Below are 25,937 nucleotides of genomic sequence, written 5' to 3' on the forward strand. Positions count from 1 at the left end.
CGGTCAGCCGCCGGCGTTCCATCGCCGGTCGGCCGCGTCGCCGAGCTGCCGGTCTATCCCGAGCAGTCCGTGCGGGCGAAACATCAGCACCAGCACAAGGGCGGTGAGGATCGCGATGTCGCGGTTCTCGATCGGCAGGTAGGCGGACCAGAGCGTTTCGCCGAGACCGATCGCAAGGCCGCCCAGGGCCGCGCCCGGCAGAGAGCCGATGCCGCCGAGCAGCGCGGCCACCAGGGCCTTGAGGCCGATCATGGTACCGGCCCCGTAGCTCGCCTGTCCGTAGTGCAAGGCCGTCATGGCGCCTGCCAGACCGGCCAGCGCGGCGGACAGCACAAAAGTGGCCGTGGCGATCCGGTCGGTGTCGAGGCCCAGGAAGCGCGCCATCTGCGGGTCGTCGGCCGTCGCCCGCCAGGCCAGGCCGAATCGCGAGCGGTGCATGGCGACCAGCACCAGCGTCAGCAGGGCCGCCGCGCCCAGCGTCTCGGCCAGACGCATCACCGTGAGCGTGACGCGGAAGCCGCCGTCCAGAAGCAGCAGAGGGTCGCCGAACAGTGGCTGGATCCAGCGATCGCGCGAGCCGGCGGCCAGCCGCACCGCCTCGCCGAGCGCGATCGCCAACCCGATGGTAGCGATCAGAAACGCGCGGTGGCCGGCGTTGCTCAATCGCCGGAACACAACCTTGCCGACGATCCCGCCGAGCAGGCCGGCGTGCAGTCCCGCACCCGCCAGGGCGGCCAACACCGCAAAGGCGGCGCCGGCTCCGGCGGTCCCGGCCAGTCCGGCACTGAACCCGGTGATCACCGCGACGGTGGCATAGGCGCCCATCACCGCGAGTTCGCCGAAGGCGAGGTTGATGCGGTTCACCAGCCCATAGACCAGCGCATAGGCGACCGCCAGGAAGGCGTAGACGGCGGAGACGGGCAGGGCGTTCAGGAGCTGCTGGAGGGCGTAGCCGACGTCCTTAGACACCGGCAGCGGCAGCAGCGGCCGACCGCCACCGATGCCGCCGATCCGGGCCTCGCCCTCGTCCAGGGCTTCCGGATCGCCCAGCCAGAAGCGCTGCAGGAAGTAGAGCCGCGCGTCTCCCACCAGCCCGTCGGCCGTCTCCACGGCGACGAGCTGGGACCGGCCCTGATCCAGGAACCCGCCGGCGAAGGCGCAGCGCAGCCGCTTCGACACGCCGTCGAGGGTGTAATCGACCCGGACGCCGTGGCGAGCATCGGGTTCGGTTGCGATCGATGTGACGACGAGGGTGCCGACCGGCTCCAGCGCGGGGACCAGTGATCGGCAGAGTCGGCCCTGTTCGCCGTCGAGCCGCGAGCCGGTGACGAGGGCGCCGGTCAGGATGGCAAGGATCACGCCCAGCGCCAGGCCCGTCCGAAACGGCCGGGGCCGGTCGAGCAGCCGGTGGATCACCCCCCAGCCTTCAGCTGACGGGCAACCGCCGGGGCGAAGTAGGTGAGCACGCCGTCGGCGCCGGCGCGCTTGAAGGCCATCAGGCTCTCCACCATCGCGCGCTCGCCGTCGATCCAGCCGTTCTGCGCGGCCGCCTGGATCATCGCGTATTCTCCGGAGACCTGGTAGGCGAAGGTTGGCACCGCGAAGGTGTCCTTGATGCGCCGGAGCACGTCGAGATAGGGCATGCCGGGCTTCACCATGATGGTGTCGGCGCCCTCGGCAAGGTCGAGTTCGGCTTCGCGGATCGCCTCGTCGGTGTTGCCCGGGTCCATCTGGTAGGTGCGCTTGTCGCCGCGCAGCGTCTTGGAGGTCCCGACCGCGTCGCGGAACGGGCCGTAGAAGGCCGAGGCGTACTTGGCGGCGTAGCTCATGATCTGGACGTGCGAGAAGCCGTTCTCGTCGAGTGCCCGGCGGATCGCGCCGATGCGCCCGTCCATCATGTCGGAGGGGGCGATCACGTCGGCGCCCGCGGCTGCCTGCACCAGCGCCTGCCGGCAGAGCTGTGCCACCGTCTCGTCGTTGAGGATCTCGTCGCCGGCCATCAAGCCGTCGTGGCCGTGGCTGGTGTAGGGATCGAGGGCGACGTCTGTGATCACCCCGACGTTCGGCACCGCCGCCTTGATCGCGCGGATCGCACGGCAGACGAGGTTCTGCTCGTTGAGCGCCTCCGAGCCGTTCTCGTCGCGCAGGTCCGGGTCCGTGTAGGGGAACAGCGCCAACGCCGGGATGCCGAGCGCCCCGGCCTCCTCCGCCGCGCGGACGATGTTGTTTATGCCCCAGCGCTCCACGCCCGGCATCGAGGGCACCGGCGTCGCCGTGTCGTCACCCTCCACCACGAACATCGGCCAGATCAGGTCGTCGATGGTCAGCGTCGATTCACGGACGAGGCGACGCGACCAGTCCGTGCGGCGGAGGCGCCGCATGCGCCGGCCATTGAGGATGTCGTCGAGGTCGGAGGAAGGGACCGGGGTGCCGTGGCCACGCTGGAACGTCATTGGATCTCACCTTGCTGGCCGCTTGGGCGCGGACACGTCGGTCGGCGTCTCCCGGCTCGCTTTTCTTGGCTCGTCATATCACGCCTGCGCCGCCGGTCACCATCGCCGTGCGGCAAATCGAAGGCCGGTCGGCGCGCGCCGTTTTCAACCGCCGCAGCCCACCTGTTCTTCCGTCCCGATCCGCGCGCCCTCCAAACCGCCCGCCTTGACGTGTCCTGACGCACACCCTTTCCGATGTCCCTGATCCGCCCGTCCGGAGCCTGCCCCTCCATCCGGCCAGATTTGCACACCGCCTTATCCGTCATGGTCCGCGAAGGCGGACCACCCACGCCTTTTGTTCGCGACGGCGCACCGGCCTCTTGCGAACACGCCTAGGAAGTGCCCCTTCACCTTTCGCGGTCTCAAGTGAAGCGGTCGCGCAATCACCGGATGGGTTCTTCCGCGGAGCGGCGAAGGCAGGCATAAAGAGGCGTGTCGGGCCGCAGGGAGAGAGCATGAGCAGGGCGAAGCGTTTGCCGTTGGAGTTCCTGTCGGGGTTCGACCCGCGGCTCGCGCTCGTCATCATGGTGCGCATCCTGGCGATGCTGTTCATGGCGTCCGGCCTGCAGCGCTGGGCCGTGGTGCTCGGGCCGCTCGCGCCGAAAGGCGATTTCCTGTCCCTGCCCACCGAGCAGATGGTGGCGACGGTGTTCTTCGCCGTCACCGATCTCGTCGCGGCCGTCGGGCTGTGGCTGCTGGCATCCTGGGGGACGGTCGTCTGGCTGATCTCCGCCCTCACCGAGGTGGTGCTGAAATCGTTTTTCCGGGAAATCTTCGGCTACGATCCGGCCATCATCGTGTTCCACGGCGCGACTGTGGTCATGTATGCGGTTCTCACATGGCTTTACGAGCGGTCGCGGCCGGATGCATGAGAGCCTCACGGGTTCGGCGAGGAAGCGGAACCGCTGAAAACCGGGATTCCTGCAATTGTAGACGTCCTGCAGGAATTCGGAAAGGTTAAGCGGGGGTTTGCCGGGTTTCCCCCCGGGGTCCGATCATTTTAAATAAACGTTCAGTCTTTCGCTTAAGTCGATTTTCAAACAGCTCGGTTAGATTTCTTCTCAATGTGGACACAGATCCACGGTGCAGAAGAGAAATCGACAGAGAGGCAGTCAACTATGGCCAATGCCAAGCGCGCTTACGACGTCTATGCCCAGACCGACGAAGAGCAGGGCTTGCAGCCGCTATACCTCGAAGCGCTCCGCCTCGTCGAACGGCTTCACCGCCGTCTCCTCGATGTGATCAAGGACGAATTCGATCGCGCCGGTCGCACCGACGTGAACGCCGTCCAGGCGCTTCTCCTGTTCAACATCGGCGACAGCGAGCTGACCGCCGGTGAACTCAGGACCCGCGGCTACTATCTCGGTTCCAACGTTTCGTACAATCTGAAGAAGCTTGTCGAGATGGGCTACATCCATCACCAGCGCTCGCGCATGGACCGCCGTTCGGTCCGTGTCCGGCTCACCGACAAGGGGCAGGAAGTCGCCCAGATCATCGAGAAGCTCTACAACCGCCACATCACCTCGATCGAGACGGTGGGCGGGATCCAGCGGGACGACTTCAAGATGTTGAACAAGTCCCTGCAGAGGCTCGAGCGCTTCTGGACGGATCAGATCCTTTATCGCCTGTGACCTTCGGCCGACCTCCGGCCAAAACCCACCCCTGCCGCACCCTCCCTCCCCGGGTGCGGGACCTTGAAGCCCCGGAGCACAGGCTTGCTCCGGGGTTTTTCTTTGTCGATCACTCGGCGGCCGCTGCCCCACGGTCGTCCGCCGGGCGCGGCCGGCGCGGCACGAAGGCCGGGGTGCGGGCGGCCCAGTCGGCATAGCCTTGCTTGGTGGCGGCCAGATGGGTGTCGAGCAGCGTCACGCCCGAGACCTTCAGCAGCAGCAGCGTGATCAGCGCGGGGCCGACGAGAGCCCAGACCAGCCCGGTGTCTGCATAGGCGATCAGACCGAATCCCCACCAGACGAGCGTCTCGCCGAAATAGTTGGGATGGCGGCTCCAGGCGAACAGCCCCTCCGTCATCAGCCGGCCGCGGTTGGCGGGATCGGCCTTGAAGCGCCAGAGCTGGAAGTCGGCCACGGTCTCCAACACCATGCCGGCCGCAAACAGCGCCAGGCCGGGATAGAGCAGGGCGGGCGACAGCGCCTCCGTCCGGCCGAACAGGGACGCATGGACCGGGGTGCCCAGCACCCACTGGATGGCGGCCTGCAGCCAGTAGAGCGTGAACAGCGAGCGCCACCACCAGCCTGGGCCGCCCTTGCGGCGCATGGCGGCGTAGCGGGCGTCCTCGCCGTCCATATGGCGGTGGCGCCAGACCATGTGCGCTGTCAGGCGTACCGCCCAGACGGTGATCAGGCCGGCGAGCAGCAATGTGCCGGTCGTGCCGCCGCCCGACAGCGCGATGGTCAGCCAAGCGACCAGCGCGAAACCCGGGCCCCAGAAGAAGTCGACGATGCCGGCGTCCCTGATTTTGACATGAATCCCCCATACCAACGAAAACAGCGCGATCGTGGCCAGGAACGTCGCGAGGAGGATCGTCGAGGGATCCCAGAGCGTTGACGCGACTGGTATGAATTCGTTAGCCAATTTCGTGTCCACTTCGTTCGCTCGAGGCCGGCGCGTGGTGATCGGATCTTGTCGGCCCGGCGTAGATGCCTGGAGAACTCCCACGTCCGGGGGCTCTGGTCACGACTGCAACAGAAATCCGTTCCGGATCCGCCGGAACCTTGAGAACCGCTGCGCCCTCACGAACCGCCGTATGGCCGGGGAGCGGGCGACATCAGCCACGGGAGCTGCATGACCGTGATGTTACGCATACGCACCGCCAATGGATCAGCTTCCGCTCTAGATCTGTCCCGGCGCGACGTGCTGAAGGCGGGACTGGCCGCGGGCCTGACCATGTCGGCGTTCGGCGCGCAGGCGCAGACCCTGCAGGCGACGCCCGCCAACCAGGCGGTGGAGTGGACCGAAGGCTTCGACGCGTCCGCGCCCTACCAGGCGCCGATCCGCTCGGCCCGGCCCACGCTTTCGGCCGAGACGGCGACCTATACCGAGCAGGCGATCACCCAGTACATGGACCTCTCCGCCCGCGGCGGCTGGCCCACCGTGCAGACCGACAAGATGCTGAAGATCGGCATGCGCGATCCGGCGATCGGGGCGCTGCGCGAGCGGCTCGCCGTCACCGGCGACCTGCAGAGCGTCGGCGGCCAGCCGGACAGCTTCGACAGCTTCGTCGACGGCGCCGTGAAGCGCTTCCAGCTGCGGCACGGTCTCAACGCTGACGGCAAGGTCGCCGGCGAGACGCTGAAGCAGCTCAACCTTCCCGTCGAGTTCCGCCTGCGCCAGTTGGAGACCAACCTCGTCCGCGTGCGCTCCATGTCCGGTTTCCTCGGCGACCGCTATGTGATGACCAACATTCCGGGCGCGGAGATCGAGACGGTGGAGGCCGACATCGTCCACTCGCGGCACCAGGCCGTGGTGGGCAAGATTGACCGGCAGACGCCGCTGCTCACGACCAAGATCAACCTGATCAAGTTCAATCCGTTCTGGACGGTGCCGCGGTCCATCATTATCAAGGACCTGATCCCCAAGATGCAGAAGGACTCCGGCTACCTGGACCGGCAGAAGATCTACATCTACACCCAGCAGGGCGAGCCGCTGGACTGGCGCACCATCAACTGGAACTCGGAGGAGGCGGCGGACTACCTGTTCCGGCAGGATCCAGGCGACCTCAACTCGATGGGCTCGGTGAAGATCGAGTTCCCGTCGCCGGAAGGCGTCTACATGCACGACACGCCCTCCAAGGGCCTGTTCGGCGAGAACGCGCGCTTCCATTCGTCCGGCTGCGTGCGCGTCCAGAACGTGCGCGAGTACGTGTTCTGGATCCTCAAGAACACGCCGGAATGGCCGCAGGAGCGGATCGCGGAAGCGCTCACCTCGGGCGAGCGCATCGACGCGCCGGTCGCCGATCCCGTGCCGCTCTATTTCCAGTACGTCACGGCGTGGGCGAACTCGGACGGCATCATCCAGTTCCGCGACGACATCTACAACCGCGACGGGCTCGACGTCGCCGCCCAGTGACGGGTGCCGCCGAGACGGAAAATTGCACCCGCCGCGTCCTCTGCGGCGGGTTTTTCGTTTCGCGTCGGACCGTCGCAGGGGGTGTTTTGCTCCAAAGGCCAATTCCCTCGCGTGCGCTGTCGCCCTACTTTCTGAATCAGGGTTTCCGCATAGGGGTGGACGCCGTCTGCGGACGACGATCCGGCAGGCCCGACCTGCAAGCGGAACCCGAAGGAGGAACGGTTCCCATGTGCCACATCTTCGCGAGCCAAGCGCCGGCGAGCTACGCGTTCGAGACGCGTTCGATCCGCCTCAACGGCCAGAGCACCAGCATCCGCCTGGAGCGCATCTTCTGGAGCGTTCTGGAGATGATCGCGGCCAAGGAAGGCCTCAGCGTGCCGAAGTTCATCTCCACCTTGCACGACGAGGTGCTGAACATCCGGGGGGAGGCGCCGAACTTCACGTCGCACCTGCGCTGCATCTGCCTGGTCGCGCTGGAGGGGAGCCTGTCGAGCGCGGAGGCCGAGCTCGCCGACGGGCGCGCCGCGGCCTGAGGGTCCGGCCGAAGCCGGCGGCGTAGTATGCCTATAACACCCGGGGCCGTCCGGTTCCGCTAGCCTCAATGAAACGACGCCTTCTCCGGAAGCGTCCTTTCAACGAGGACAGGGACCGCATGGCCAAAGCTATACACTCGATGATCCGCGTGCTCGACGAAGCCCGCTCGGTCGCCTTCTACGACCAGGCGTTCGGGCTCAAGGTCGCCGACCGTCTCGACTTTCCGGAGTTCACGCTGGTCTACCTGCGCAGCCCGGACGCCGACTTCGAGGTGGAGCTGACCATCAACAAGGGCCGAACCGAGCCCTACGATCTCGGCACCGGCTACGGCCATATCGCCTTCGTCGTCGACGACCTCGACGCCGAGCGCGAGCGCTTTGCCGGCCTGGGCCTCGAGCCGCGGCCGATCGTCGAGTTCAAGCCGGGCGGCGACCTCCTGGCGCGCTTCTTCTTCGTGGCCGATCCCGACGGCTACAAGATCGAGGTGCTGCAGAAGCACGGCCGCTACCGCTGACCGGCCCGGCGCGCGCAGCGCGCCCTTTCAATTCATCAAAACGACAGAACGCCGACAGGCGTCGACATCGGAGGAAACACAGCATGGGCCACCACCATCACGATCATGAACACGGCCACGGAAAGGGCCGGGCGCCGCTGACGCGTCGCCGCTTCCTGATGCGCTCGTCCGAGCTGACGCTCGCCGCGGCGATCACCGTCACTGCCGGCGGCGCGCTTCTCAATGCGCCGGAGGCCTGGGCTATGGACGTCAAGGCGCTGAAGCCGGAAACCATGAAGACGCTGATCCAGCTCGCCCGGGACATCTACCCGCACGACAAGATCGCCGACCGCTTCTACGCCATCGCCGTCAAGGGCCACGACGACAAGGCCGCCGCCGACGGCGCCCACAAGGAGCTGATCGAGAAGGGCATCGCCGATCTCGACGCGGCGGCCGGGCAGGGCGGCTACCTCGGCCTCGGCTGGGAGGCCGAGCGGGTCAAGCTCCTGCGCGGTATCGAGGAGACGCCCTTCTTCCAGGCGGTGCGCGGCGACCTCGTGGTCAGCCTCTACAACCAGCAGGAAGTCTGGCCGATCTTCGGCTACGAAGGCGAATCCTACTCCAAGGGCGGCTACATCGAGCGCGGCTTCGACGACATCGACTGGCTCTGAACCACCCTGTCGCGCGCCACGACGCGCCAAAAAACTAAATCGATTGAGGGGAAAACGAGGATGGCTGCTCCCTATTCCAAGGACGACGACAGCGTCGTCGTGATCATCGGATCCGGCGCCGGCGGCGGCACGCTCGGCAACGAGCTCGCCCAGAAGGGCATCGACGTGGTGATCCTGGAGGCCGGTTCCCGGCACGAGTACGAGGACTTCATCAACGACGAATGGGCGAGCTTCTCGCAGCTGGCCTGGACCGACGCCCGGACCACGTCCGGCACCTGGCGCGTCGCCAAGAACTTCCCGGGCCTTCCCGCCTGGATCGTCAAGGCTGTCGGCGGCTCCACCACGCACTGGGCCGGCGCGTCGCTGCGCTTCCAGGAGCACGAGTTCAAGACGCTGACGACCTACGGCAAGGTCGACGGGGCGAACCTCCTGGACTGGCCGATCACCCTTCAGGATCTCGCGCCCTACTACGAGAAGGCCGAGGCGAAGATGGGCGTGACGCGGACCAACGGTCTGCCGGGCCTGCCGGGCAACAACAACTTCAAGATCCTGGAGGCCGGCGCCAAGAAGCTCGGCTACAAGGAGTGCCATACCGGGCGGATGGCCATCAACTCGGTGCAGCGCGATGATCGCAACTCCTGCCAGCAGACCGGCTTCTGCTTCCAGGGCTGCAAGTGGGGCGCCAAGTGGTCGACCCTCTACACGGAGATCCCCAAGGGCGAGGCGACGGGAAAGCTTGAGGTCCGCCCGGACAGCCATGTGCTGATGATCGAGCACGACGACAGCGGCAAGGTCACCGGCGTCGTCTATGCCGACAAGGACGGCAACAAGCAGCGCCAGAAGGCCCGCATCGTCGCGGTCGCCGGAAACTCCATCGAGAGCCCGCGGATCCTGCTCAACTCGGCTTCCAACACCTTCAAGGACGGCCTTGCCAACTCGTCCGGTCAGGTCGGCCGCAACTACATGCGGCACATGACCGGGTCGGTCTACGGCGTGTTCGAGAAGCCGGTGCACTTCTATCGCGGCACGACCATGGCCGGCATCATCCAGGACGAGGCCAAGCACGATCCGAGCCGCGGCTTCGTTGGCGGCTACGAGATGGAGACGCTGGCGCTCGGCGTGCCCTTCATGGCCGCCTTCCTCGATCCGGGCGCGTGGGGACGCGAGTTCACCACCGCCATGGACAGCTACGCCAACATGGCCGGCATGTGGCTCGTCGGCGAGGACATGCCGCAGGAGAGCAACCGCATCACCCTGTCCGACACCAAGGACAAGCACGGCATGCCGGTCGCCAACGTCAACTTCGACGACCATCCGAACGACATCGCGATGCGCAATCACGCCTACAAGCAGGGCATGGCGATCTACGACGCGGTCGGTGCGACCCGCACCTTCCCGACGCCGCCGTATCCCTCCACGCACAACCTCGGCACCAACCGGATGAGTGAGAAGGCGCAGGACGGCGTGGTCAACAAGCACGGCCAGACGCACGACATCAAGAACCTCTTCATCTCCGACGGTAGCCAGTTCACGACCGGCGGCGCGGAGAACCCAACGCTGACCATTGTGGCGCTGGCGATCCGCCAGGCCGACTTCATCGCCCAGGAGATGAGCGCCGGCACGATCTGAGCACTGGGCTCGGAGCCATACCGGTGGGGGGTGGGGAGGGCGGGGCTTGCTCCGCCCTTCTGCCGTTCTAGAGCGGCTGGCCGACGTAGAAGGCCGGCATGCAGGACTGCTCGGTGCCGGCCAGGCGGCCGCAGAGCGAGGCGGCGTCGGAGGCGTTGGTGAAGGGGCCGGCGACGAGCAACAGCTCGGTCTGGCCGGACCGGTCGCGCACGGTGGCGAGCGCGCTCAGGCTGCCGAAGAGCTCCGGGTTTTCACGGCGAATCCGGCGCCATGCGTCACGGATGCTGCCGAGATCGGCAAAGGTTCCGAGTTCGACGCCGAACTGGGTGCGGGCGGCGGCCGGCGCCCTTGTGGCGAGCGTCGCCGTCTCGCCCGCCGGCGGCGACACCATGTCGACCGCGGCCGGCGGCGGGGGCTCGGCCGCGGAGATCGTCCCCGTCATGTCGGTCAGCTTGGCTTCGAGCGCCGAGAGCCGGTCGGACAAGCCGTCGATCTGTCCGCGCATGACGTCCTGCGTCTGGCGAAGCGCGGCGTTCTCGATGCGCTGGCGGGCCAGTTCGGCGGCGATGTCGGCGAGGTGCTCGGTGGCCGGACCGCCGCCCATCGCGGCGATGTCGCTACGTCCGCCGGGATCGGCGTAGACGCTGCCGGTCGACGACATCTCCGCCTCGCCGTTTCGGTCCGGGCTGCCGTACTGCCAGGCGACGAGAGCGAGAATCAGGGCGAGGCACGCGACCCCGGCCCACAACGACACGACGATGCCGCTCGGCTCCGTGCGATCGGTGCCGAGGGGATCGAACTTGTCGCCGAAGTCGCCCCTCAAGTGGAATGCCCCATCTATGCAGGGTCGCGAATCTCACCCGCCTTCGCCGCTCATGAGACGGGATGCCGATGATTCCGGCAAGTCGCAGGGCGCCGATTCCGCCCGGGCGACCCACCGACACCAGCCGACTGATGCAACGACGCCGCGCATTGCCCTTGCTTATCAGCCGTCCGGACGGCTGACCACGAACAGGGCACAACCGAGCAGGATTGCGGCGACGAGGCTGGCGAGCGGCAGGCCGGGGCGAGCGCTCAGCAGGAACAGGGCGTAGCCGACGGCCATGCCGCCCGTGGCGAGAGCTTTCGCCTTGGGAGCGATCGCGCCGGTGTCGCGCCAGCGCCGGATCGACGGGCCGAAGGTCGGGTGGTCGAGGAGCCAGGCTTCCAGCTTCGGCGACGACTTGGCAAAGCTTCCCGCCGCCAGGATCAGGAAGATCGTGGTGGGCAGGAGCGGCAGGAAGGCGCCGACGATGCCGATCGCCAGGAACAGCAACCCGGCCGCGAAGTAGAGGATACGCATGGAGGCTCCAGGGCGGCGGGCCTGATGGTCCTCGGTGTGGCCGCACCTTCTTGCCAGCGCAATATGCGTGTGGTTCGCTGCTCGCTGCAATGCCGCATTCGGATTTCCGCCCCAATCGGATCGGAAACGGAAGCGGTGGCCGGCGGGCACCCTCCGCGCCGGCGGAACGGGGTGAGCGGTCGTGGCGAGGTTGCGCAACTATTTCCTGACGGGTCTCTTGGTGGCGGGACCGGCCGCCATCACCGTCTACATCACCTGGGCGCTGATCACCTGGGTGGACAGCTGGGTGAAGCCCTATCTGCCGTCCGCCTACAACCCGGACAACTATCTGCCGTTCAGCATCCCCGGCTACGGCCTGATCGTCGCCATCTTCGTGATCACGTTGATCGGCTTCTTAACCGCCAACATCGTCGGGCGCACCCTGTTCGGCTGGAGCGAGCACATGCTCCAGCGCATGCCGGTGGTGCGCAATCTCTACCGCGGTTTGAAGCAGATCTTCTCGTCCGTGCTTGCCGAGCGCGGCCGCTCGTTCCAGAAGGCGGCGCTGGTACAGTTTCCCCGCCAGGGCGTCTGGACGATCGGGTTCGTCGCCGCCGCCACCAAGGGCGAGGTTGCGCTGAAGGCGCCGGGCGGGGACGGCATGCTGACGATCTACGTGCCGACCACACCGAACCCCACCGGCGGCTATCTGCTGTTCATCCCCGAGCCCGAGGCGATCATGCTCGACATGAGCGTGGAGGACGCCGCCAAGCTCGTCATCTCCTTCGGCCTCGTCACCGGCGAGGACGGACAGGCCGCCAAGGCCTTCGTGGAGCAGGCCGCCCGCAAGCTGCCCGAGCCGGTCGGTTGATCCCGGTCAGCCTCCAGCGGCGCGGGCCAGTTCGTCGGAGACCTGCCGGATTGCGTCGGCCATAACGGCGGACGGCTGCGCGCCGGAGATGGCGTATTTGCCGGCGATGATGGTGCACGGGACGCCGGTGATGCCGAGTTGCCCGGCGTAGGCGATCGCCTGCTGGATCGCCTCGCGGTCGGTGCCGTCGTCCAGGTTGCGGCCGATGAAATCCGGGTCGAGGCCAACGTCCTCGGCCGCCTTGATCAGCACCTCGCGGTCGCCGATGTCGGCGCCTTCCTCGAAGTAGAGCGCAAACAGCCGGTCGACCATCTCGTCGCCGAGGTCGTCCTCCTGCGCCCAGTGGATCAGGCGGTGGGCGTCCAGCGTGTTGGGCGATACCTCGATGCGCTCGAAGGCGAAGGCGATGCCGCTGCCGGCGGCGGCCTCCTCCAGGCGGGCGTGCGCCTCGGCCACGCGGCCGGGATCGCCGAACTTCTCGATCATGTAGGCGCGTCGTTCCTTGCCCTCCGGCGGGATGGTCGGGTCGAGCTGGAACGGCCGGTAGCGGACGGACGTCTCGAAGTCCGGCAGGGTCTCCAGTGCCGCGTCGAGGCGACGCTTGCCGAGGTAGCACCAGGGGCAGACCACGTCGATCACGACGTCGAGGGTGAGAGGCGTGGACATGGCTGCGGCTCCGGGCTCTTGGGACACCGGCCGGTTTAACCCCGCCGCACCCCGCCCCTCAAGCCCGCGGCGGCGCGATCTCGGAATCGTTACGCCACAGCGGCTAGAAACAGGGACTTGCGCGCCACGGACCCGTCAGCCGCGCGGGGGATTTCCGGCACGGCGATCAGCGTCGCGGGGCGGTCGAGCACGCTGGCGCCCTCTGCGTCCAGCCACTCGTTGAGCTCGTCGAGGGTGAGGCGCCGGCCGGGCCGGTTCACCACCGCGACGCCGAGGCGGGCGCCGAGCGTGCGGTCCTCGATGCCGAACACGGCGGCGTCGACGATGGCGGGGTGACGCTGCAGCAGGTCGTCGACCCGCGCCGGCGATATCGCTTGGCCGGCGACGACGATGGTCTCGGTCGTGGTGCCGGTCACGGTCAGCGTGGCGCCATCCTGCGAGACCTTGGCGGTCAGTCCGGTGCGCAACGCGCCGTCGCTCATGAAGGCCAGCACGCCGCCGACGTTGCCGCTGACCGGCTCCGGCCAGGGTGCGTCGGGAACCAGCGGGCCGGAGAGCAGCAGTTCGCCCGACGTGACGCGCCTGTCGCGCGTGCCGCGGCCCTTGAGGCGCGCCTCGGCGAGGACGGGACCGTCGAGGGGCATGGTGCGCAGGCGGTGCGGCCCGACGGCGATGTCGCGCGGGGCGCCGTCGTCGTCGCGCGCGGCAGGCAGCAGCGTCAGGCCTCCGTAGGTGATGAGGTCGACGACCGGGCGCGCGGCGGGCACAGCGGCCGGCTTGCGGCCGTCGAGGCCGGTCCAGGCGAGCGAAAGCCCTACCTCCGCCGGCAGGGCGGCGGCCAGCGCCGGCCCCAGCGCCGCGGGGGCGATCACGCGGTCGGCGCCGCATTGGCCCGCCGCCTCGGCGATCAGCCGCATGCGGATGCCATTGTGGAACGCCGCCGTGCCATCGACCACCAGGCTGGAGACCAGGCAGCCGACGAAACCGGTCAACGAGGCCGGGTGCATCAGGTCGAATAGGGTCGCGCCGGCCTCGATGCCGGCCTCGCGGACGTGGGCGGCGGCCATCGCCACCAGCGCGGCGTGGGCGAGCGGTACGGCGCAGAGCCTGCCGTCCACGGTACGGGTGAAGGACAGCAGCGCGACATGGTCCGACGGCGAGCCGCGCCGCGGCACAGCGGGGGCGGCGCCCAGGGCGTCCACCTCGGCCATCACCTCGGCGAGATCGATCAGGCCGTCGGGCAGCCCCTCGCCGACGGCGAACACGAAGCGGATCGCGAAGACCTCGCCGGCCACGTCGCGGACCAGTTCGCCGGAGGGCTGGCCCTCGATCTCGGAAGCGGTGACGATCGCCTTGATGCCGGCGACGCCGATCGCGGTTTCCATCTCCGCTTTGGTCCAGTGCAGCGGCAGCGGGCTGACGACGAGACCAGCCCTCAGCGCGGCCAGCGTCACGACGGCGGCGTCGGCGCAGGGCGGCAGGTGGATGCCGATCACCATGTCCGGACGCAGCCCAATGGAGGAGAAGAAGGCGGCCAATCCTTCAATTCGCCGGTTGGCGTCGGCGTAGGTGTAGGACGAGCCCAGTCCGGGCACCGCGGAGGCCCCGACGTCGGTCAGCGCGGTGCGCTCCGGGGCGGCGGCCGCCGCCTTGCGGAACAGGTCGTCCACAGTGGTGCGTGACCAGGCGCCGGCCTCGACGGCCGCTGCGATGCGCGCCTCGCTGGAGAGAATCATCGCGCCATTCCCCTCGTCATCCCGTCATTCCCCCTGATACCACCAGGTGGTCGGCTGCGCGCCGGTCAAAGCGGACTTTTCCGGAACTGCGATGCGTTTCCAACGCGCGATCCAGTCCTTCGGCGTGTGGAAGAGCGGCACCACGTAGCGGCCGGAGATCAGCAGCCGGTCCAAAGCGCGCACCGCCGCCTCGAACGCCGGGCGCTCGCGCGCGGACAGCAGCGCGTCGATCATGGCGTCGATGGCGGTCGAGGACGCGCCGGCGTAGTTGAAGGTGCCCTCGGTTTCCGCCGACTGGGACGACCAGCGGTTGTTCTGCTCGTTGCCGGGCGAAAGCGACGCCGTCCACAGCATCTGCAGGGCGTCGAAGTCGAACTTCTTCTGCCGGTCGAAATACTGGGTGGAGTCCACCAGCCGGATGGACATGGCGATGCCGACCGTCTTCAGCGTCGGCTGCCAGGCGAGCGCGAGGCGCTCCTCCTCCTTGGTCTTGGCCAGGAACTCGAAGGTGAAGGGCTGGCCTGCCGCGTTCTTCAGCGCGCCGCCGTCCAGCTTCCAGCCCGCCTCGCCCAGCAGCGTCAGCGCCGCCTTCAGCTGCTTGCGGTCGCGGCCGGAGCCGTCGCTCTTGGGCGGGGCGTAGGTGCCGTCGGCTACGGCGGGGAGCACGGTGTCCGGGAAGGGCGCCAGCAGCGCCTTCTCCGCGTCGTCCATCGGCTTGCCGATCGCGGAAAGCGCGGAACCCTGGAAATACGAGGCCGTGCGCTGGTAGATGCCGCCGTAGAGGTTGCGGTTCACCCATTCGGCGTCGAACAGCAGGTTCATCGCCTCGCGCACCCTCGGGTCGCGGAAGATCTCGCGGCGAGTGTTCAGCACGAACCCGCTCATCCCCTTCGGCGAACCGCTCTCCACCTCGTCGAGCACGACCTTGCCGGTCTTGGCGGCGGGGAAGCCGTAGCCGTCTGTCCAGCGCTGCGGGTCGCTTTCGAAGATCACGTCGAAGGCGCCGGTCTTGAAGGCCTCGAAATAGGCGTTGCCGTCGCGGAAATACTCCAGGCTGATCTCGTCGAAGTTGTCGAAGCCGCGCTTGATCGGCAGGTCCTTGGCCCAATAGTCCGGGTTGCGCTTCAGCGTCACGCGGGTGCCCGGTTCGACCTTGTCGAACATGTAGGGGCCGGAGCCGATCAGCGGGGCGAGGGTGGACTTGTCGAAGCTAGCGGCATCGGTCCGGTCCTTGGGGAACACGGGCGTCAGGCCGATCAGCAGCGGCAGTTCCCGGTCAGCGCCGCTGCCGAAGGTGAAGCGCACGCCGCGGTCGCCGACCTTGTCGATCGACGTCACGTTCTTGAACCGGTTGCGGTAGACCGGGCGGCCCTTGGCTTTCAGGAGGTCGACGGTGAAGATCAGGTCGTCCACCGTCAGCGGCGTGCCGTCGGAGAACTTCGCCTCCGGGCGGAGCTGGAACTCCACCCACGAGCGGTCGTCGGGAACCTCCACGGTCTCGGCGATCAGGCCGTAGAGCGTGAAGGGTTCGTCCGCCGAGCGGGCCAGCAGCGTGTCCCACACGTTGTTGCCGAGCAGGTTGTCGAGCAGGCCGCGCGGCGCGTTACCCTGCACGATGAAGGGGTTGAGGCTGTCGAAAGTGCCCGTGAAGCCGTAGGCGATCCGCCCGCCCTTGGGCGCGTCCGGGTTGGCGTAGGGCAGGGCGGCGAAGTCGGCCGGCAGCGCCGGATCCCCGTGCATGGCGATACCGTGGGCGGGTTCGGCGCGCGCGGCCAGAGGCGCCAGGACGACGGCGAGCGCCGCGCATGCCAGGACTTTCCAGGACGGCATGCGGTGGGCAGGGTTCAGCACGGCTCAGACACCTTCGGTTTGCGAATCTCCCGGTACGTCACGGCGAATCTACCATGATGTCGGGCGGTGATCGCCACCCGCTTCATTTCGCACGCCCACTCGTTTATTGAGATGAAAGGAATCGGGCCACCGTGTCGCCCCAATTGCGGTCCAACAGACGACCGTCGGATCGGGCCGGCCAGAAGGGCACGCTTTCGGGGCGTATATTTCTGAACAGCCGGTGCGGACATCACCCCAGCCGGGACCGATACTCGAGGACGATTTTCATGGCGATCACCGACATCATGCGCGCTGCCACCACGGCTCTGGCCGTCGCGACGGTTTCCGGCGCGCTGTTCGCCGGCCCCGCTTCGGCCCAGGACGCGGCTCCGGCCCAGGCGCCGGCCGCCAGCGGCCAGGCGGCTCCTCCGGCTGCCGATCCCAACGCCTGGGTCAAGCTGTGCGGCTCCGACCCCAACACCAAGAAGCAGATCTGCTTCACCCAGCGCGAGCTGCGCACCGACTCCGGCCAGTTCCTGGCCTCGGCGGGCATCCGCGAGGTGAACGGCGAGTCCCGCAAGATCCTGCTCGTGCAGACCCCCGTCGGCATGCTGATCCAGCCGGGCATGCGCGTCCAGGTCGACAAGGGCAAGCAGGACGCGGCTAAGTACACGATCTGCTTCCCGAACGCCTGCTTTGCGGAACTGCCGATCACGGACGACTTCATCTCGTCCCTCAAGAAGGGCAGCGACCTGGTGCTGACCACCCTCAACCAGCAGGCCAAGGGCGTCAGCTTCAAGATCTCGCTGAAGGGCTTCACCAGCGCCTACGACGGCCCGGCCATCGACACCGCAGCGCTGCAGCGCCAGCAGCAGCAGCTCCAGGCCGAGCTTCAGCGCAAGGCGAAGGAAGCCCAGCAGAAGCTCATCGACGCCCAGAAGGCCGCCGGCCAGCCCGCGCAGAGCCAGTAAGAACCCTCAACACCACCGCGTCCGGACCGGGCTCGCCGCAAGGCGGGCCCGTTTCGTTTTGGACCGACCATGCGGGTCATGCCAGGACGCCGACGGCGGAGGACGCGCGCCGAGCTTGCCAACCAGCTGCCTCTTCCCACCTGCCGTCATGGTCCGCGCCGGCGAACCACTCGCTTCCCCACCCCACCCGCCGTCATGGTCCGCGCAGGCGGACCACCCACGCATTTTTCCGGGCCGGCACCTCGACGTCGAAAGGCATGTACCGAGCTCACCCCACAAACTCGTGGGTGGTCCGCCTGCGCGGACCACGACGAGGGGGCGGTGGGGTAAAGGATTACACCAGCCCGCGCGGACCATGAGGGCGAAGGGGTGGAGTAGAGGATCACACCCGACCGCATGGACGGTTACGACGTGACCGCGCGCCGCATTCGTCTGTGTCCACGGCCGAGCTCGTCCCACTCCCACCTGCCGTCATGGTCCGCGCCGGCGGACCACCAGCTTCCCCGCCCCACCCGCCGTCATGGTCCGCGCAGGCGGACCACCCACGCCTTTTTGCCTGCCGATACCCCGACGTCGAAAGACACGCACCGAGCGGACCCCACAAATTCTTAGGTGGTCCGCTTGCGCGGACCATGACGGCGACGGGGAAGTGAAGGATCACCCCCTCCCGCTCGGACCATGCCGCCCCCCGTCACCCCGCCTCCCGCTTCAGCCAGTCGGCGAAAGCACGGACGAGGGCGGAGCCGGATTTTGCTTCCGGGTAGACGAACCAGTAGCCGGTCCCCGAACTGAGCGGCGCATCGAACAGCACGACCAGGCGGCCGGAACGCAATTCCTCCTCCACCAGGAAGCGGGGCACCAGCGCCACCCCCAGGCCGGCGACGGCCGCTTCGGCGATCATGGCGAACTGGTCGAAGTGGGCGCCCTTGAAGGCGTTCCTGGAGGTGACCCCGGCGGCGGCGAACCAGTCGCGCCAGGCCGTCGGCCGGGTGCTTTGGTGGAGCAGCGGGACCCGGTCGAGGTCTTCGGGAGATCCGATGCCGAGCTTTTCCCGCAGGCCCGGGGCCGCCACCGGCAGCACGGATTCGTCGCAGAGATGTTCGCACACCGCGCCCGGCCATGTCGGCTCGCCGTGGTGGATCGCGCCGTCGAACGGCTCCTCCAGGAAGTCGAAAGGCTCCAGGCGGACGGAGAAGTTGACGGTGGTGTCGGGGTGATGGCGCAGGAAGCCGGGCAGGCGCGGCATCAGCCACCGCGTGGCGAAAGTCGGCAGCACCGCAAGGTTCAGCGTGCCGGCCGTGCCGGCGAAACCGAGCACGCGCTGCGTCGCCGCGCCGAGGTCGGCGAGGATCCGTTGCACCTCGCGAAGATAGAGCCGGCCGGCGTCGGTGAGGAAAACGCGTTGGTTCACCCGTTCGAACAGCACCACGCCGAGCGTCTCCTCCAGCTGGCGGACCTGCCGGCTGATCGCGCCTTGCGTCAGGTGCAACTCCGCGGCGGCCCTGGAGAACGACAGGTGCCGCCCCGCGCTCTCGAAGGCGGTGAGAGCAGACATGGAGGGAAGGATCGCGCGGGCCATCGGACCTTGGGGTCATGAGTTCCAGTCATGATCCTACCAGAAATCATCGCTTGAGAGCGAGAGTGGGGAGGAGGATAAGGATGGCCTGACATGAACGATGGTGCGGCAGGTCCCGTTCGACTGAACGGGTGCCCGGCAATCGCCGGTCCGCCGCCATCCCGATGAGGACGCAGGCCATGACGATCGCCCCGAAGCTCGACACCCTTGCCGCGGAAGCGGCTGCCGTTCTGGATCGGCTCGGTGTTTCCCTGGCCGGCGAGGGCCCGATCGTCGTGCGCTCGCCGATCAACGGCGCGGTGCTCGCCCGCCTGCCGGAGGCTTCGGCGGCGGAGACGGCGGCGGCCGTCGGCCGTGCACACGATGCCTATCTGTCCTGGCGCAAGGTGCCGGCGCCGCGCCGCGGCGAGCTGGTCCGCCTGTTCGGCGAGGAACTGCGCGCCGCCAAGGCCGATCTCGGCCGGCTGGTCACCATCGAGGCCGGCAAGATCACCTCGGAGGGTCTCGGCGAGGTTCAGGAGATGATCGACATCTGCGATTTCGCCGTCGGCCTGTCCCGCCAGCTCTACGGCCTGACTATCGCCACCGAGCGCGCCTCGCACCGGATGATGGAAACCTGGCACCCGGTCGGCGTGGTCGGCGTCATTTCGGCGTTCAACTTTCCCGTCGCCGTCTGGTCCTGGAACGCGGCGCTCGCGCTCGTCTGCGGCGACAGCGTGGTCTGGAAGCCGTCGGAGAAGACGCCGCTGACCGCGCTCGCGGTGCAGGCGCTGTTCGAGCGGGCGGCCGCCAAGTTCGGCGGCGTGCCGGCCGGCCTCAGCGAAACGATCATCGGCGGACGCGATGCCGGTGAGGCCCTGGTTGACGATCCCCGCGTGCCGGTCGTTTCGGCCACCGGCTCCACGGCGATGGGCCGGGCCGTCGGACCGCGGCTTGCCAAGCGGTTCGCCCGCGCGATCCTGGAGCTCGGCGGCAACAACGGCGCGATCATCTGCCCGTCGGCCGATCTCGACCTGGTCGTCCGCGGCGTCGCCTTCGCGGCGATGGGCACCGCGGGCCAGCGCTGCACCACGCTCCGCCGCCTGTTCGTCCACGACAGCGTCTACGACGCGCTGGTTCCCCGCCTGAAGAAGGCCTACGGGTCGGTGCGGGTCGGCGACCCGCGCGAGCAGGGCGTGCTGGTCGGGCCGCTGATCGACGGTCGCTCGTTCGAGGGCATGCAGCAGGCGCTGCAGTCGGCCAAGGCGGCCGGCGGCACGGTGCACGGCGGCGAGCGCGTCAACGAGGCTCTGGGCGGCGATGCGTACTACGTCCGTCCGGCGCTGGTGGAGATGCCGGCGCAGACCGATATCGTCTGCCACGAGACCTTCGCGCCCATCCTCTATGTGATGCGCTGGTCGTCCTTCGACGAGGTGCTGGCGATGCATAACGGGGTACCGCAAGGCCTTTCCTCCTCCATCTTCACCAACGACCTGCGCGAGGCCGAGCGGTTCCTCTCGGTGGAGGGATCCGACTGCGGCATCGCCAACGTCAACATCGGTCCGTCCGGTGCGGAGATCGGCGGCGCGTTCGGCGGCGAGAAGGAGACCGGCGGCGGCCGCGAGGCCGGGTCGGACGCCTGGAAGGCCTACATGCGCCGCGCCACCAACACCATCAACTACGGCCGCGAGCTGCCGCTCGCCCAGGGCGTCGTGTTCGACGTCGAGTGAGAGAGGCAACGGCCATGGTAACGCGGGTCGCAGTGGCGGGGATAACCGGCTGGACGGGAAGCGCCGTCGCCAGGGGCGTGATGGCCGCCGACGACATGGATCTGGTCGCCGGCGTGTCGCGCTCGGCAGCCGGGACGGACGTCGGCGTCCTGCTCGGCGGGGTTGCGACGGGTTGCACTACGTATACGTCCGTCGCCTCGATAATGACGACTACACCTCTGCCGGAAATTCTGGTCGACTACACCAAGCCGGACGTCGTCAAATCGAACGTGCTGACCGCGATCGCCCACGGGGTCGCCGTGGTGATCGGGACCTCGGGCCTCACGGCCGCCGACTACGCCGAGATCGACGCCGCCGCCAGAGGTGCCGGGGTGGGTGTCTTCGCCGCCGGAAACTACTCCATCACGGCCACGCTGATGACCAAATTCGCTTTGATGGCAGCACGTTACGTGCCCGACGTCGAGGTGGTCGACTATGCATCCGCCAAGAAGCCGGACACGCCGTCGGGCACGGCGCGGGAACTTGCCGAACGGCTCTCGGCGGTGCGGCTGCCGTCCACGGCCAAGCCGGTCGCAGAACTCGGTGGCGTCAGAGAAACCCGTGGCGGAACAATAGGTTCGGTTCAGGTCCACTCGCTTCGGATGCCCGGTTTCGTGCTGTCCTGCGAGGCTCAGTTCGGTGCTCCGGACGAGCGTCTCGTGATCCGCCACGACGCCGGAAGCTCGGCGGCGCCCTATGTCGCCGGCACCCTGCTCGCCATCCGTCGGGTCCGTGAAGTCGCCGGTCTGCGCCGCGGCCTCGATCAACTCATCGACTGAAGAGGTTTCCCATGACCGCCGTCGCCAAGTCCGCCCCCGAAAAGCGCCAGTCGTTTCAATGGGATGACCCGTTCCTGCTGGACGACCAGCTGTCCGAGGACGAGCGCATGATCCGGGACAGCGCCCGGGCCTATGCCCAGGAGAAGCTGCAGCCGCGGGTCATCGAGGCCTACGCCGAGGAGAGGACCGATCCGGAGATCTTCCGCGAAATGGGAGAACTCGGATTGCTCGGTGTCACGATCCCGGAAGACTACGGCTGCGCCGGCGCGAACTACGTTTCGTACGGCCTCGTCGCTCGGGAAGTCGAACGTGTCGACAGCGGCTATCGCTCCATGATGAGCGTGCAGTCCTCCCTGGTGATGTACCCGATCTATGCCTACGGCGATGAAAGCCAGCGGAAGAAATACCTTCCGAAGCTTGCCTCCGGCGAGTGGATCGGCTGCTTCGGCCTGACCGAGCCGGACGCGGGGTCGGATCCCGCTGGCATGCGGACCCGGGCGGAGAAGGTATCGGACGGTTATCGTCTCACCGGCTCCAAGATGTGGATCAGCAACTCGCCGATCGCGGATGTCTTCGTCGTCTGGGCGAAGTCGGAAGCGCACGGCGGCGAGATCCGCGGCTTCGTCCTGGAGAAGGGCATGAAGGGCCTTTCCGCTCCGAAGATCGGCGGAAAACTGTCGCTTCGCGCGTCGATCACCGGCGAGATCGTGATGGACGGCGTCGTGGTCGGAGAGGATGCTCTTCTTCCGAACGTCTCCGGCCTGAAGGGTCCGTTCGGGTGTTTGAACCGGGCGCGATACGGGATTTCTTGGGGTGTGCTCGGTGCGGCCGAGTTCTGCATGCACGCTGCTCGAGGCTATACCTTGGAGCGCAAGCAGTTCGGCAAGCCGCTGGCGCAGACCCAGCTTATCCAGAAGAAGCTGGCGGACATGCAAACCGAGATCGCCCTTGGTCTGCAAGCATCGCTTCGTGTCGGCAGGCTGTTCGACGAGGGCAAGATGGCCCCCGAGATGATCTCGATCGTCAAGCGCAACAATTGCGGCAAGGCTCTCGACATCGCCCGGATGGCCAGAGACATGCATGGCGGCAACGGAATCTCGGAAGAATACCAGGTGATGCGTCACATGGTGAACCTGGAGACCGTGAACACCTATGAAGGAACGCACGATGTTCACGCGCTGATCCTCGGCCGTGCGATCACCGGGTTGCAGGCCTTCTTCTGAGAGGGCCGCCATGACCCCGCCGATCCGGGCCGCCATCGCCTATTTCGCCATCGCCTTTGGATTCGGCATGGTGTTCGGAACTATCCGGGTCCTGTTGCTGGCGCCGAAGCTCGGCGAACTGGCCGCGGTGCTGTTCGAGGTGCCGATCATGCTGGTGATCTCGGCGCTGGGGTCGCGATGGGCGGTTCGCCGGTTCGGTGTCGGCGACGCGCTGGCGGATCGGCTGGCGGTGGGCCTCGTCGCCTTCGGCCTCCTGCTGGTCGCCGAAACCTTGCTCGCGGGCTTGGTCGGCACTGGAACTTTCGGCAATAACGTCCCGCAGAACCTGCAGGAATACGGTTCCCCGCCACGCCTGGTCGGACTTGCCGCCCAGGTCGTCTTCGCCCTGATCCCGCTGTTCGTGCCGCGAAGGTCCGCCGATGTCTAAGCCTCTTGCCGGTGTTCGGGTCCTTGAACTCGCGCGGATCCTTGCCGGACCCTGGGCGGGGCAGATCCTTGCCGATCTTGGCGCCGAGGTGATCAAGGTGGAGCGACCGGGATCCGGCGACGACACCCGGGGATGGGGTCCGCCCTTCATCTCCGATGCCGTCGGCGAAAGCTGGGGGGCGGCCTACTACCACGCCTGCAATCGCGGCAAGCGGTCGATCGCGATCGACTTCGAAACCGAGGAGGGCCGGGCGGTGGTCCGGCGCCTTGCCGCGGACTGCGACGTGGTGATCGAGAACTTCAAGGTCGGCGGACTGAAGAAGTACGGTCTCGACCACGACAGCCTGAAGGCGGGAAATCCCGGCCTGATCACCTGTTCAATCAGCGGTTTCGGGCAGGACGGGCCCTATGCGGCGCGGGCCGGCTACGACTTCATGATCCAGGGGATGTGCGGGCTGATGGACATCACCGGCGACCCGGCCGGCGAACCGCAGAAGGTCGGCGTTGCGGTCGTCGACGTCTTCACTGGTGTCTATTCTGCCGTCGGAATCCTCGCGGCGTTGCGACGTCGGGACGAGACCGGGGAGGGCGGCCACATCGACATGTCGCTGCTCGACGTCGGTGTTTCGATGCTGGCTAACCAGGCGATGAACTACCTCGCCTCCGGCAAGGCGCCGCGCCGGCTCGGCAACGCCCATCCGAATATCGTTCCGTATCAAGTGTTTGAAACCAGTGACGGCCATGTCATCGTCGCGGTCGGCAACGACGGCCAGTATCAGAAGTTCTGCGCCGTGATCGGTGCGCACGAGCTCGCCGCCGACGCCGCCTATTCCCGCAACGCCGACCGTGTGCGGCTGCGGGCTGATCTGGTGCCCCGTCTTGCCCCCTTCCTGAAGGCGCTGACCCGGGTCGACGTATTGGCGCGGCTGGAGGCGGCCGGCGTTCCGGCGGGGCCGATCAACACGGTCGCCGACGTGTTCGCCGATACGCAGGTCGTCCACCGCGGGCTGAAACTGGCGCTCGCCGGTGACGATGGTGCGGTGGTTCCCTCCGTCGCGTCGCCGATCGTGATCGACGGCGTCCGGATGGCGGCGGACCGTCCGAGCCCGAAGCTCGGGGCCGACACGGCCGACATCCTCAAATCCATCGCGGTGACGCAAGATCGAGGCGGAGATACCCTGTGAGTTCAGAGACGAAGACCCGCACCGGCGGACAGATCCTCGTGGACCAGCTGATCGCCCAGGGGGTGGAGCGGCTGACCTGCGTGCCGGGTGAAAGCTACCTCGCCGTCCTCGACGCCCTCCACGACGCCTCCATCGACGTGATGGTCTGCCGCAACGAGGGTGGGGCGGCGATGATGGCGGAAGCCTACGGCAAGCTGACCGGCCGGCCGGGCATCTGCTTCGTGACCCGCGGTCCGGGAGCGACGAACGCCAGCCCCGGCGTCCACATCGCCCAGCAGGATTCCACGCCGATGATCCTGTTCGTCGGGCAGGTCGAGCGCGGGATGAAGGAGCGCGAGGCCTTCCAGGAGGTTGACTACAAGGCCGTGTTCGGGACCATGGCCAAATGGGTGGTGGAGATCGACAATCCCGCCCGCATTCCGGAACTGATCGCCCGCGCCTTCCGCGTCGCCTGCCAGGGCCGGCCTGGCCCGGTGGTGATCGCGCTGCCCGAGGACGTGCTGACCGAGACCGTGGCGGTCGCGGATGCGCCGAAGGTGGAGCCGGTGGAAACCTGGCCGGGCCTCACCGACATGATGCGGCTGCAAAAGATGCTCTGGTCGGCGAAGCGGCCGCTGGTGATCCTCGGCGGCTCGCGCTGGAGCGAGCGGGCCTGCCGCGAGGTGATCCGGTTTGCGGAGCGGTTCGACCTGCCGGTCGCGACCTCCTTCCGCCGCTCCCACCTGTTCCCCGCCAAGCACCCGAACTATGTCGGCGACGTCGGGATCGGGCCCAACCCGAAGCTGGCCGAGCGGGTGAAGGACGCCGACGTGCTGATCCTGATCGGCGGCCGGATGAGCGAGATGCCGTCGTCGAGCTACACGCTGATCGACGTTCCAGCGCCCAAGCAGCAGCTGGTGCACGTCCATCCGGATCCGGAGGAGATCGGCCGCGTCTACCAGCCGGCGCTTGGCATCGTCGCCTCGGCGCATGCCTTCGCGGCGGCGCTGGAGACGGTGCATCCGCCGGTTTCGATCCCCTGGGCGGAGCGGACCCGGGCGGCGCGCGAGGACTGGAAGGCGTGGACCGAGACGCCGAAGACGCTGCCGGGCGCGTTCCAATATGGCGACGTGATGCGCTGGCTGCGGGACCATCTGCCGGAAGACACGATCGTCTGCAACGGTGCCGGAAACTACGCGATCTGGGTGCACCGCTACTGGCGCTACAACAGCTTCGCGACGCAGCTTGCGCCGACCTCCGGCTCGATGGGCTACGGTCTGCCGGCGGCGGTGATGGCCAAGCGGCAGCGGCCGGAGAGCCCGGTGGTCGCCTTCGCCGGTGACGGCTGCTTCCTGATGAACGGCCAGGAGTTCGCCACCGCGGTCCAGTATGGCCTGCCGATCATCGCGATCGTGGTCGACAACGGGATGTTCGGGACGATCCGGATGCACCAGGAGCGGACCTACCCGGGCCGCCCGTCCGCAACGGCGCTGAAGAACCCCGATTTCGCGGCCTATGCCCGTGCCTTCGGCGGGCACGGCGAGACAGTGCGCACGGCCGAGGAGTTCGTCGCGGCCTTCGAGCGGGCCCGGTCGAGCGGCCTGCCGGCGATCCTGCACTGTCTGATCGACCCGCAGGCGATCACGCCGGCAAAGACGCTGGACGAGATCTCGCGCGGGGTCTGACGGCCCGAAACCTCAACCTGGAGGACCGGAGCGAGCC

General features: G+C 67.7%; 24 protein-coding genes. 15 read left to right on the forward strand and 9 right to left on the reverse strand.

Annotated features, from left to right (window positions below; genetic code table 11):
- Window positions 1–3: 3 nt before the first annotated feature.
- Both HZ321_RS21725 and hemB read right to left on the reverse strand, forming a co-directional pair.
- Window positions 4–1,416, reverse strand: a complete 1,413-nt coding sequence (locus tag HZ321_RS21725; RefSeq protein WP_181703603.1) for an ABC transporter permease subunit — start codon at window positions 1,414–1,416, stop codon at window positions 4–6.
- Complete coding sequence (gene hemB / locus HZ321_RS17080) at window positions 1,413–2,381, reverse strand: porphobilinogen synthase (protein ID WP_244635968.1); 969 nt, start codon at window positions 2,379–2,381, stop codon at window positions 1,413–1,415. Before hemB ends, HZ321_RS21725 begins: the two co-directional genes overlap by 4 nt.
- Window positions 2,382–2,947: 566 nt before the next feature.
- Here hemB and HZ321_RS17085 point away from each other — a divergent pair.
- Window positions 2,948–3,364 carry a DUF6163 family protein gene (locus HZ321_RS17085; protein ID WP_181703605.1) on the forward strand — a complete coding sequence of 139 codons (417 nt, stop codon included), beginning with the start codon at window positions 2,948–2,950 and terminating at the stop codon, window positions 3,362–3,364.
- 246 nt (window positions 3,365–3,610) lie between these two features.
- Entirely contained in the window at window positions 3,611–4,123 is a 513-nt protein-coding gene (ldtR, locus tag HZ321_RS17090; RefSeq protein ID WP_181703606.1) for a transcriptional regulator LdtR, read from the forward strand.
- 109 nt (window positions 4,124–4,232) lie between these two features.
- Here the strand turns inward: ldtR and HZ321_RS17095 are convergent, their stop codons facing one another.
- Entirely contained in the window at window positions 4,233–5,084 is an 852-nt protein-coding gene (locus HZ321_RS17095) for a DUF1295 domain-containing protein (protein ID WP_181703607.1), read from the reverse strand.
- A gap of 219 nt (window positions 5,085–5,303) precedes the next feature.
- On the opposite strand from HZ321_RS17095, the gene HZ321_RS17100 reads away from it, so the two are divergent.
- From HZ321_RS17100 to HZ321_RS17120, 5 genes are all read left to right on the forward strand, one after another.
- Window positions 5,304–6,578: a L,D-transpeptidase family protein gene (locus HZ321_RS17100; protein ID WP_181703608.1), complete on the forward strand. Its 1,275-nt coding sequence runs from the start codon at window positions 5,304–5,306 to the stop codon at window positions 6,576–6,578.
- Window positions 6,579–6,805: 227 nt separating this feature from the next.
- A complete protein-coding gene (locus HZ321_RS17105) occupies window positions 6,806–7,111 on the forward strand; it encodes a ribbon-helix-helix domain-containing protein (protein ID WP_181703609.1) in 306 nt (101 codons plus the stop codon).
- Window positions 7,112–7,230: 119 nt separating this feature from the next.
- On the forward strand, window positions 7,231–7,626 hold the full coding sequence (locus HZ321_RS17110) for a VOC family protein (RefSeq protein WP_181703610.1): 396 nt from the start codon (window positions 7,231–7,233) through the stop codon (window positions 7,624–7,626).
- Between the two features lie 83 nt (window positions 7,627–7,709).
- A complete protein-coding gene (locus tag HZ321_RS17115; RefSeq protein ID WP_181703611.1) occupies window positions 7,710–8,276 on the forward strand; it encodes a gluconate 2-dehydrogenase subunit 3 family protein in 567 nt (188 codons plus the stop codon).
- A gap of 60 nt (window positions 8,277–8,336) precedes the next feature.
- Window positions 8,337–9,905, forward strand: coding sequence for a GMC family oxidoreductase (locus HZ321_RS17120; RefSeq protein WP_181703612.1), 1,569 nt, complete (start codon window positions 8,337–8,339; stop codon window positions 9,903–9,905).
- 67 nt (window positions 9,906–9,972) lie between these two features.
- Here HZ321_RS17120 and HZ321_RS17125 read toward each other — a convergent pair whose 3' ends face one another.
- Together HZ321_RS17125 and HZ321_RS17130 are read right to left on the reverse strand one after the other, a co-directional pair.
- Window positions 9,973–10,728, reverse strand: coding sequence for an SPOR domain-containing protein (locus tag HZ321_RS17125; protein ID WP_181703613.1), 756 nt, complete (start codon window positions 10,726–10,728; stop codon window positions 9,973–9,975).
- A 162-nt stretch (window positions 10,729–10,890) separates the two neighbouring features.
- Entirely contained in the window at window positions 10,891–11,247 is a 357-nt protein-coding gene (locus tag HZ321_RS17130; protein ID WP_181703614.1) for a YbaN family protein, read from the reverse strand.
- 181 nt (window positions 11,248–11,428) lie between these two features.
- Between HZ321_RS17130 and HZ321_RS17135 the strand changes: the two genes are divergently transcribed.
- Window positions 11,429–12,097, forward strand: coding sequence for a DUF502 domain-containing protein (locus HZ321_RS17135; RefSeq protein ID WP_181703615.1), 669 nt, complete (start codon window positions 11,429–11,431; stop codon window positions 12,095–12,097).
- Window positions 12,098–12,103: 6 nt separating this feature from the next.
- On the opposite strand, the gene HZ321_RS17140 is transcribed toward HZ321_RS17135, so the two are convergent.
- The 3 genes from HZ321_RS17140 to HZ321_RS17150 form a co-directional block, all read right to left on the reverse strand.
- Window positions 12,104–12,763: a DsbA family oxidoreductase gene (locus HZ321_RS17140; protein ID WP_181703616.1), complete on the reverse strand. Its 660-nt coding sequence runs from the start codon at window positions 12,761–12,763 to the stop codon at window positions 12,104–12,106.
- Between the two features lie 89 nt (window positions 12,764–12,852).
- Window positions 12,853–14,499 carry an AMP-binding protein gene (locus tag HZ321_RS17145; protein WP_181703617.1) on the reverse strand — a complete coding sequence of 549 codons (1,647 nt, stop codon included), beginning with the start codon at window positions 14,497–14,499 and terminating at the stop codon, window positions 12,853–12,855.
- Between the two features lie 24 nt (window positions 14,500–14,523).
- Window positions 14,524–16,350, reverse strand: coding sequence for an extracellular solute-binding protein (locus HZ321_RS17150; RefSeq protein ID WP_342343870.1), 1,827 nt, complete (start codon window positions 16,348–16,350; stop codon window positions 14,524–14,526).
- A gap of 266 nt (window positions 16,351–16,616) precedes the next feature.
- Here HZ321_RS17150 and HZ321_RS17155 point away from each other — a divergent pair, with 266 nt between their 5' ends.
- On the forward strand, window positions 16,617–17,300 hold the full coding sequence (locus HZ321_RS17155; protein WP_244635951.1) for an invasion associated locus B family protein: 684 nt from the start codon (window positions 16,617–16,619) through the stop codon (window positions 17,298–17,300).
- Between the two features lie 691 nt (window positions 17,301–17,991).
- Here the strand turns inward: HZ321_RS17155 and HZ321_RS17160 are convergent.
- Window positions 17,992–18,855, reverse strand: a complete 864-nt coding sequence (locus tag HZ321_RS17160) for a LysR family transcriptional regulator (protein ID WP_244635953.1) — start codon at window positions 18,853–18,855, stop codon at window positions 17,992–17,994.
- Between the two features lie 200 nt (window positions 18,856–19,055).
- Between HZ321_RS17160 and amaB the strand changes: the two genes are divergently transcribed.
- The 6 genes from amaB to HZ321_RS17190 are packed head-to-tail and all read left to right on the forward strand — an operon-like array spanning window position 19,056 to window position 25,900.
- Entirely contained in the window at window positions 19,056–20,585 is a 1,530-nt protein-coding gene (gene amaB, locus HZ321_RS17165) for an L-piperidine-6-carboxylate dehydrogenase (RefSeq protein ID WP_181703619.1), read from the forward strand.
- A gap of 14 nt (window positions 20,586–20,599) precedes the next feature.
- Window positions 20,600–21,403, forward strand: a complete 804-nt coding sequence (dapB, locus tag HZ321_RS17170; RefSeq protein WP_181703620.1) for a 4-hydroxy-tetrahydrodipicolinate reductase — start codon at window positions 20,600–20,602, stop codon at window positions 21,401–21,403.
- A gap of 11 nt (window positions 21,404–21,414) precedes the next feature.
- Complete coding sequence (locus tag HZ321_RS17175; RefSeq protein WP_181703621.1) at window positions 21,415–22,626, forward strand: acyl-CoA dehydrogenase; 1,212 nt, start codon at window positions 21,415–21,417, stop codon at window positions 22,624–22,626.
- Window positions 22,627–22,636: 10 nt separating this feature from the next.
- Window positions 22,637–23,053 carry a hypothetical protein gene (locus tag HZ321_RS17180; RefSeq protein ID WP_181703622.1) on the forward strand — a complete coding sequence of 139 codons (417 nt, stop codon included), beginning with the start codon at window positions 22,637–22,639 and terminating at the stop codon, window positions 23,051–23,053.
- On the forward strand, window positions 23,046–24,236 hold the full coding sequence (locus HZ321_RS17185) for a CaiB/BaiF CoA transferase family protein (protein WP_181703623.1): 1,191 nt from the start codon (window positions 23,046–23,048) through the stop codon (window positions 24,234–24,236). Before HZ321_RS17180 ends, HZ321_RS17185 begins: the two co-directional genes overlap by 8 nt.
- Window positions 24,233–25,900 carry a thiamine pyrophosphate-dependent enzyme gene (locus tag HZ321_RS17190; RefSeq protein ID WP_181703624.1) on the forward strand — a complete coding sequence of 556 codons (1,668 nt, stop codon included), beginning with the start codon at window positions 24,233–24,235 and terminating at the stop codon, window positions 25,898–25,900. Before HZ321_RS17185 ends, HZ321_RS17190 begins: the two co-directional genes overlap by 4 nt.
- Window positions 25,901–25,937 lie beyond the last annotated feature (37 nt).

It is taken from the genome of Chthonobacter albigriseus (assembly GCF_013839445.1).
Classification (GTDB): Bacteria; Pseudomonadota; Alphaproteobacteria; order Rhizobiales; family Pleomorphomonadaceae; genus Chthonobacter; species Chthonobacter albigriseus.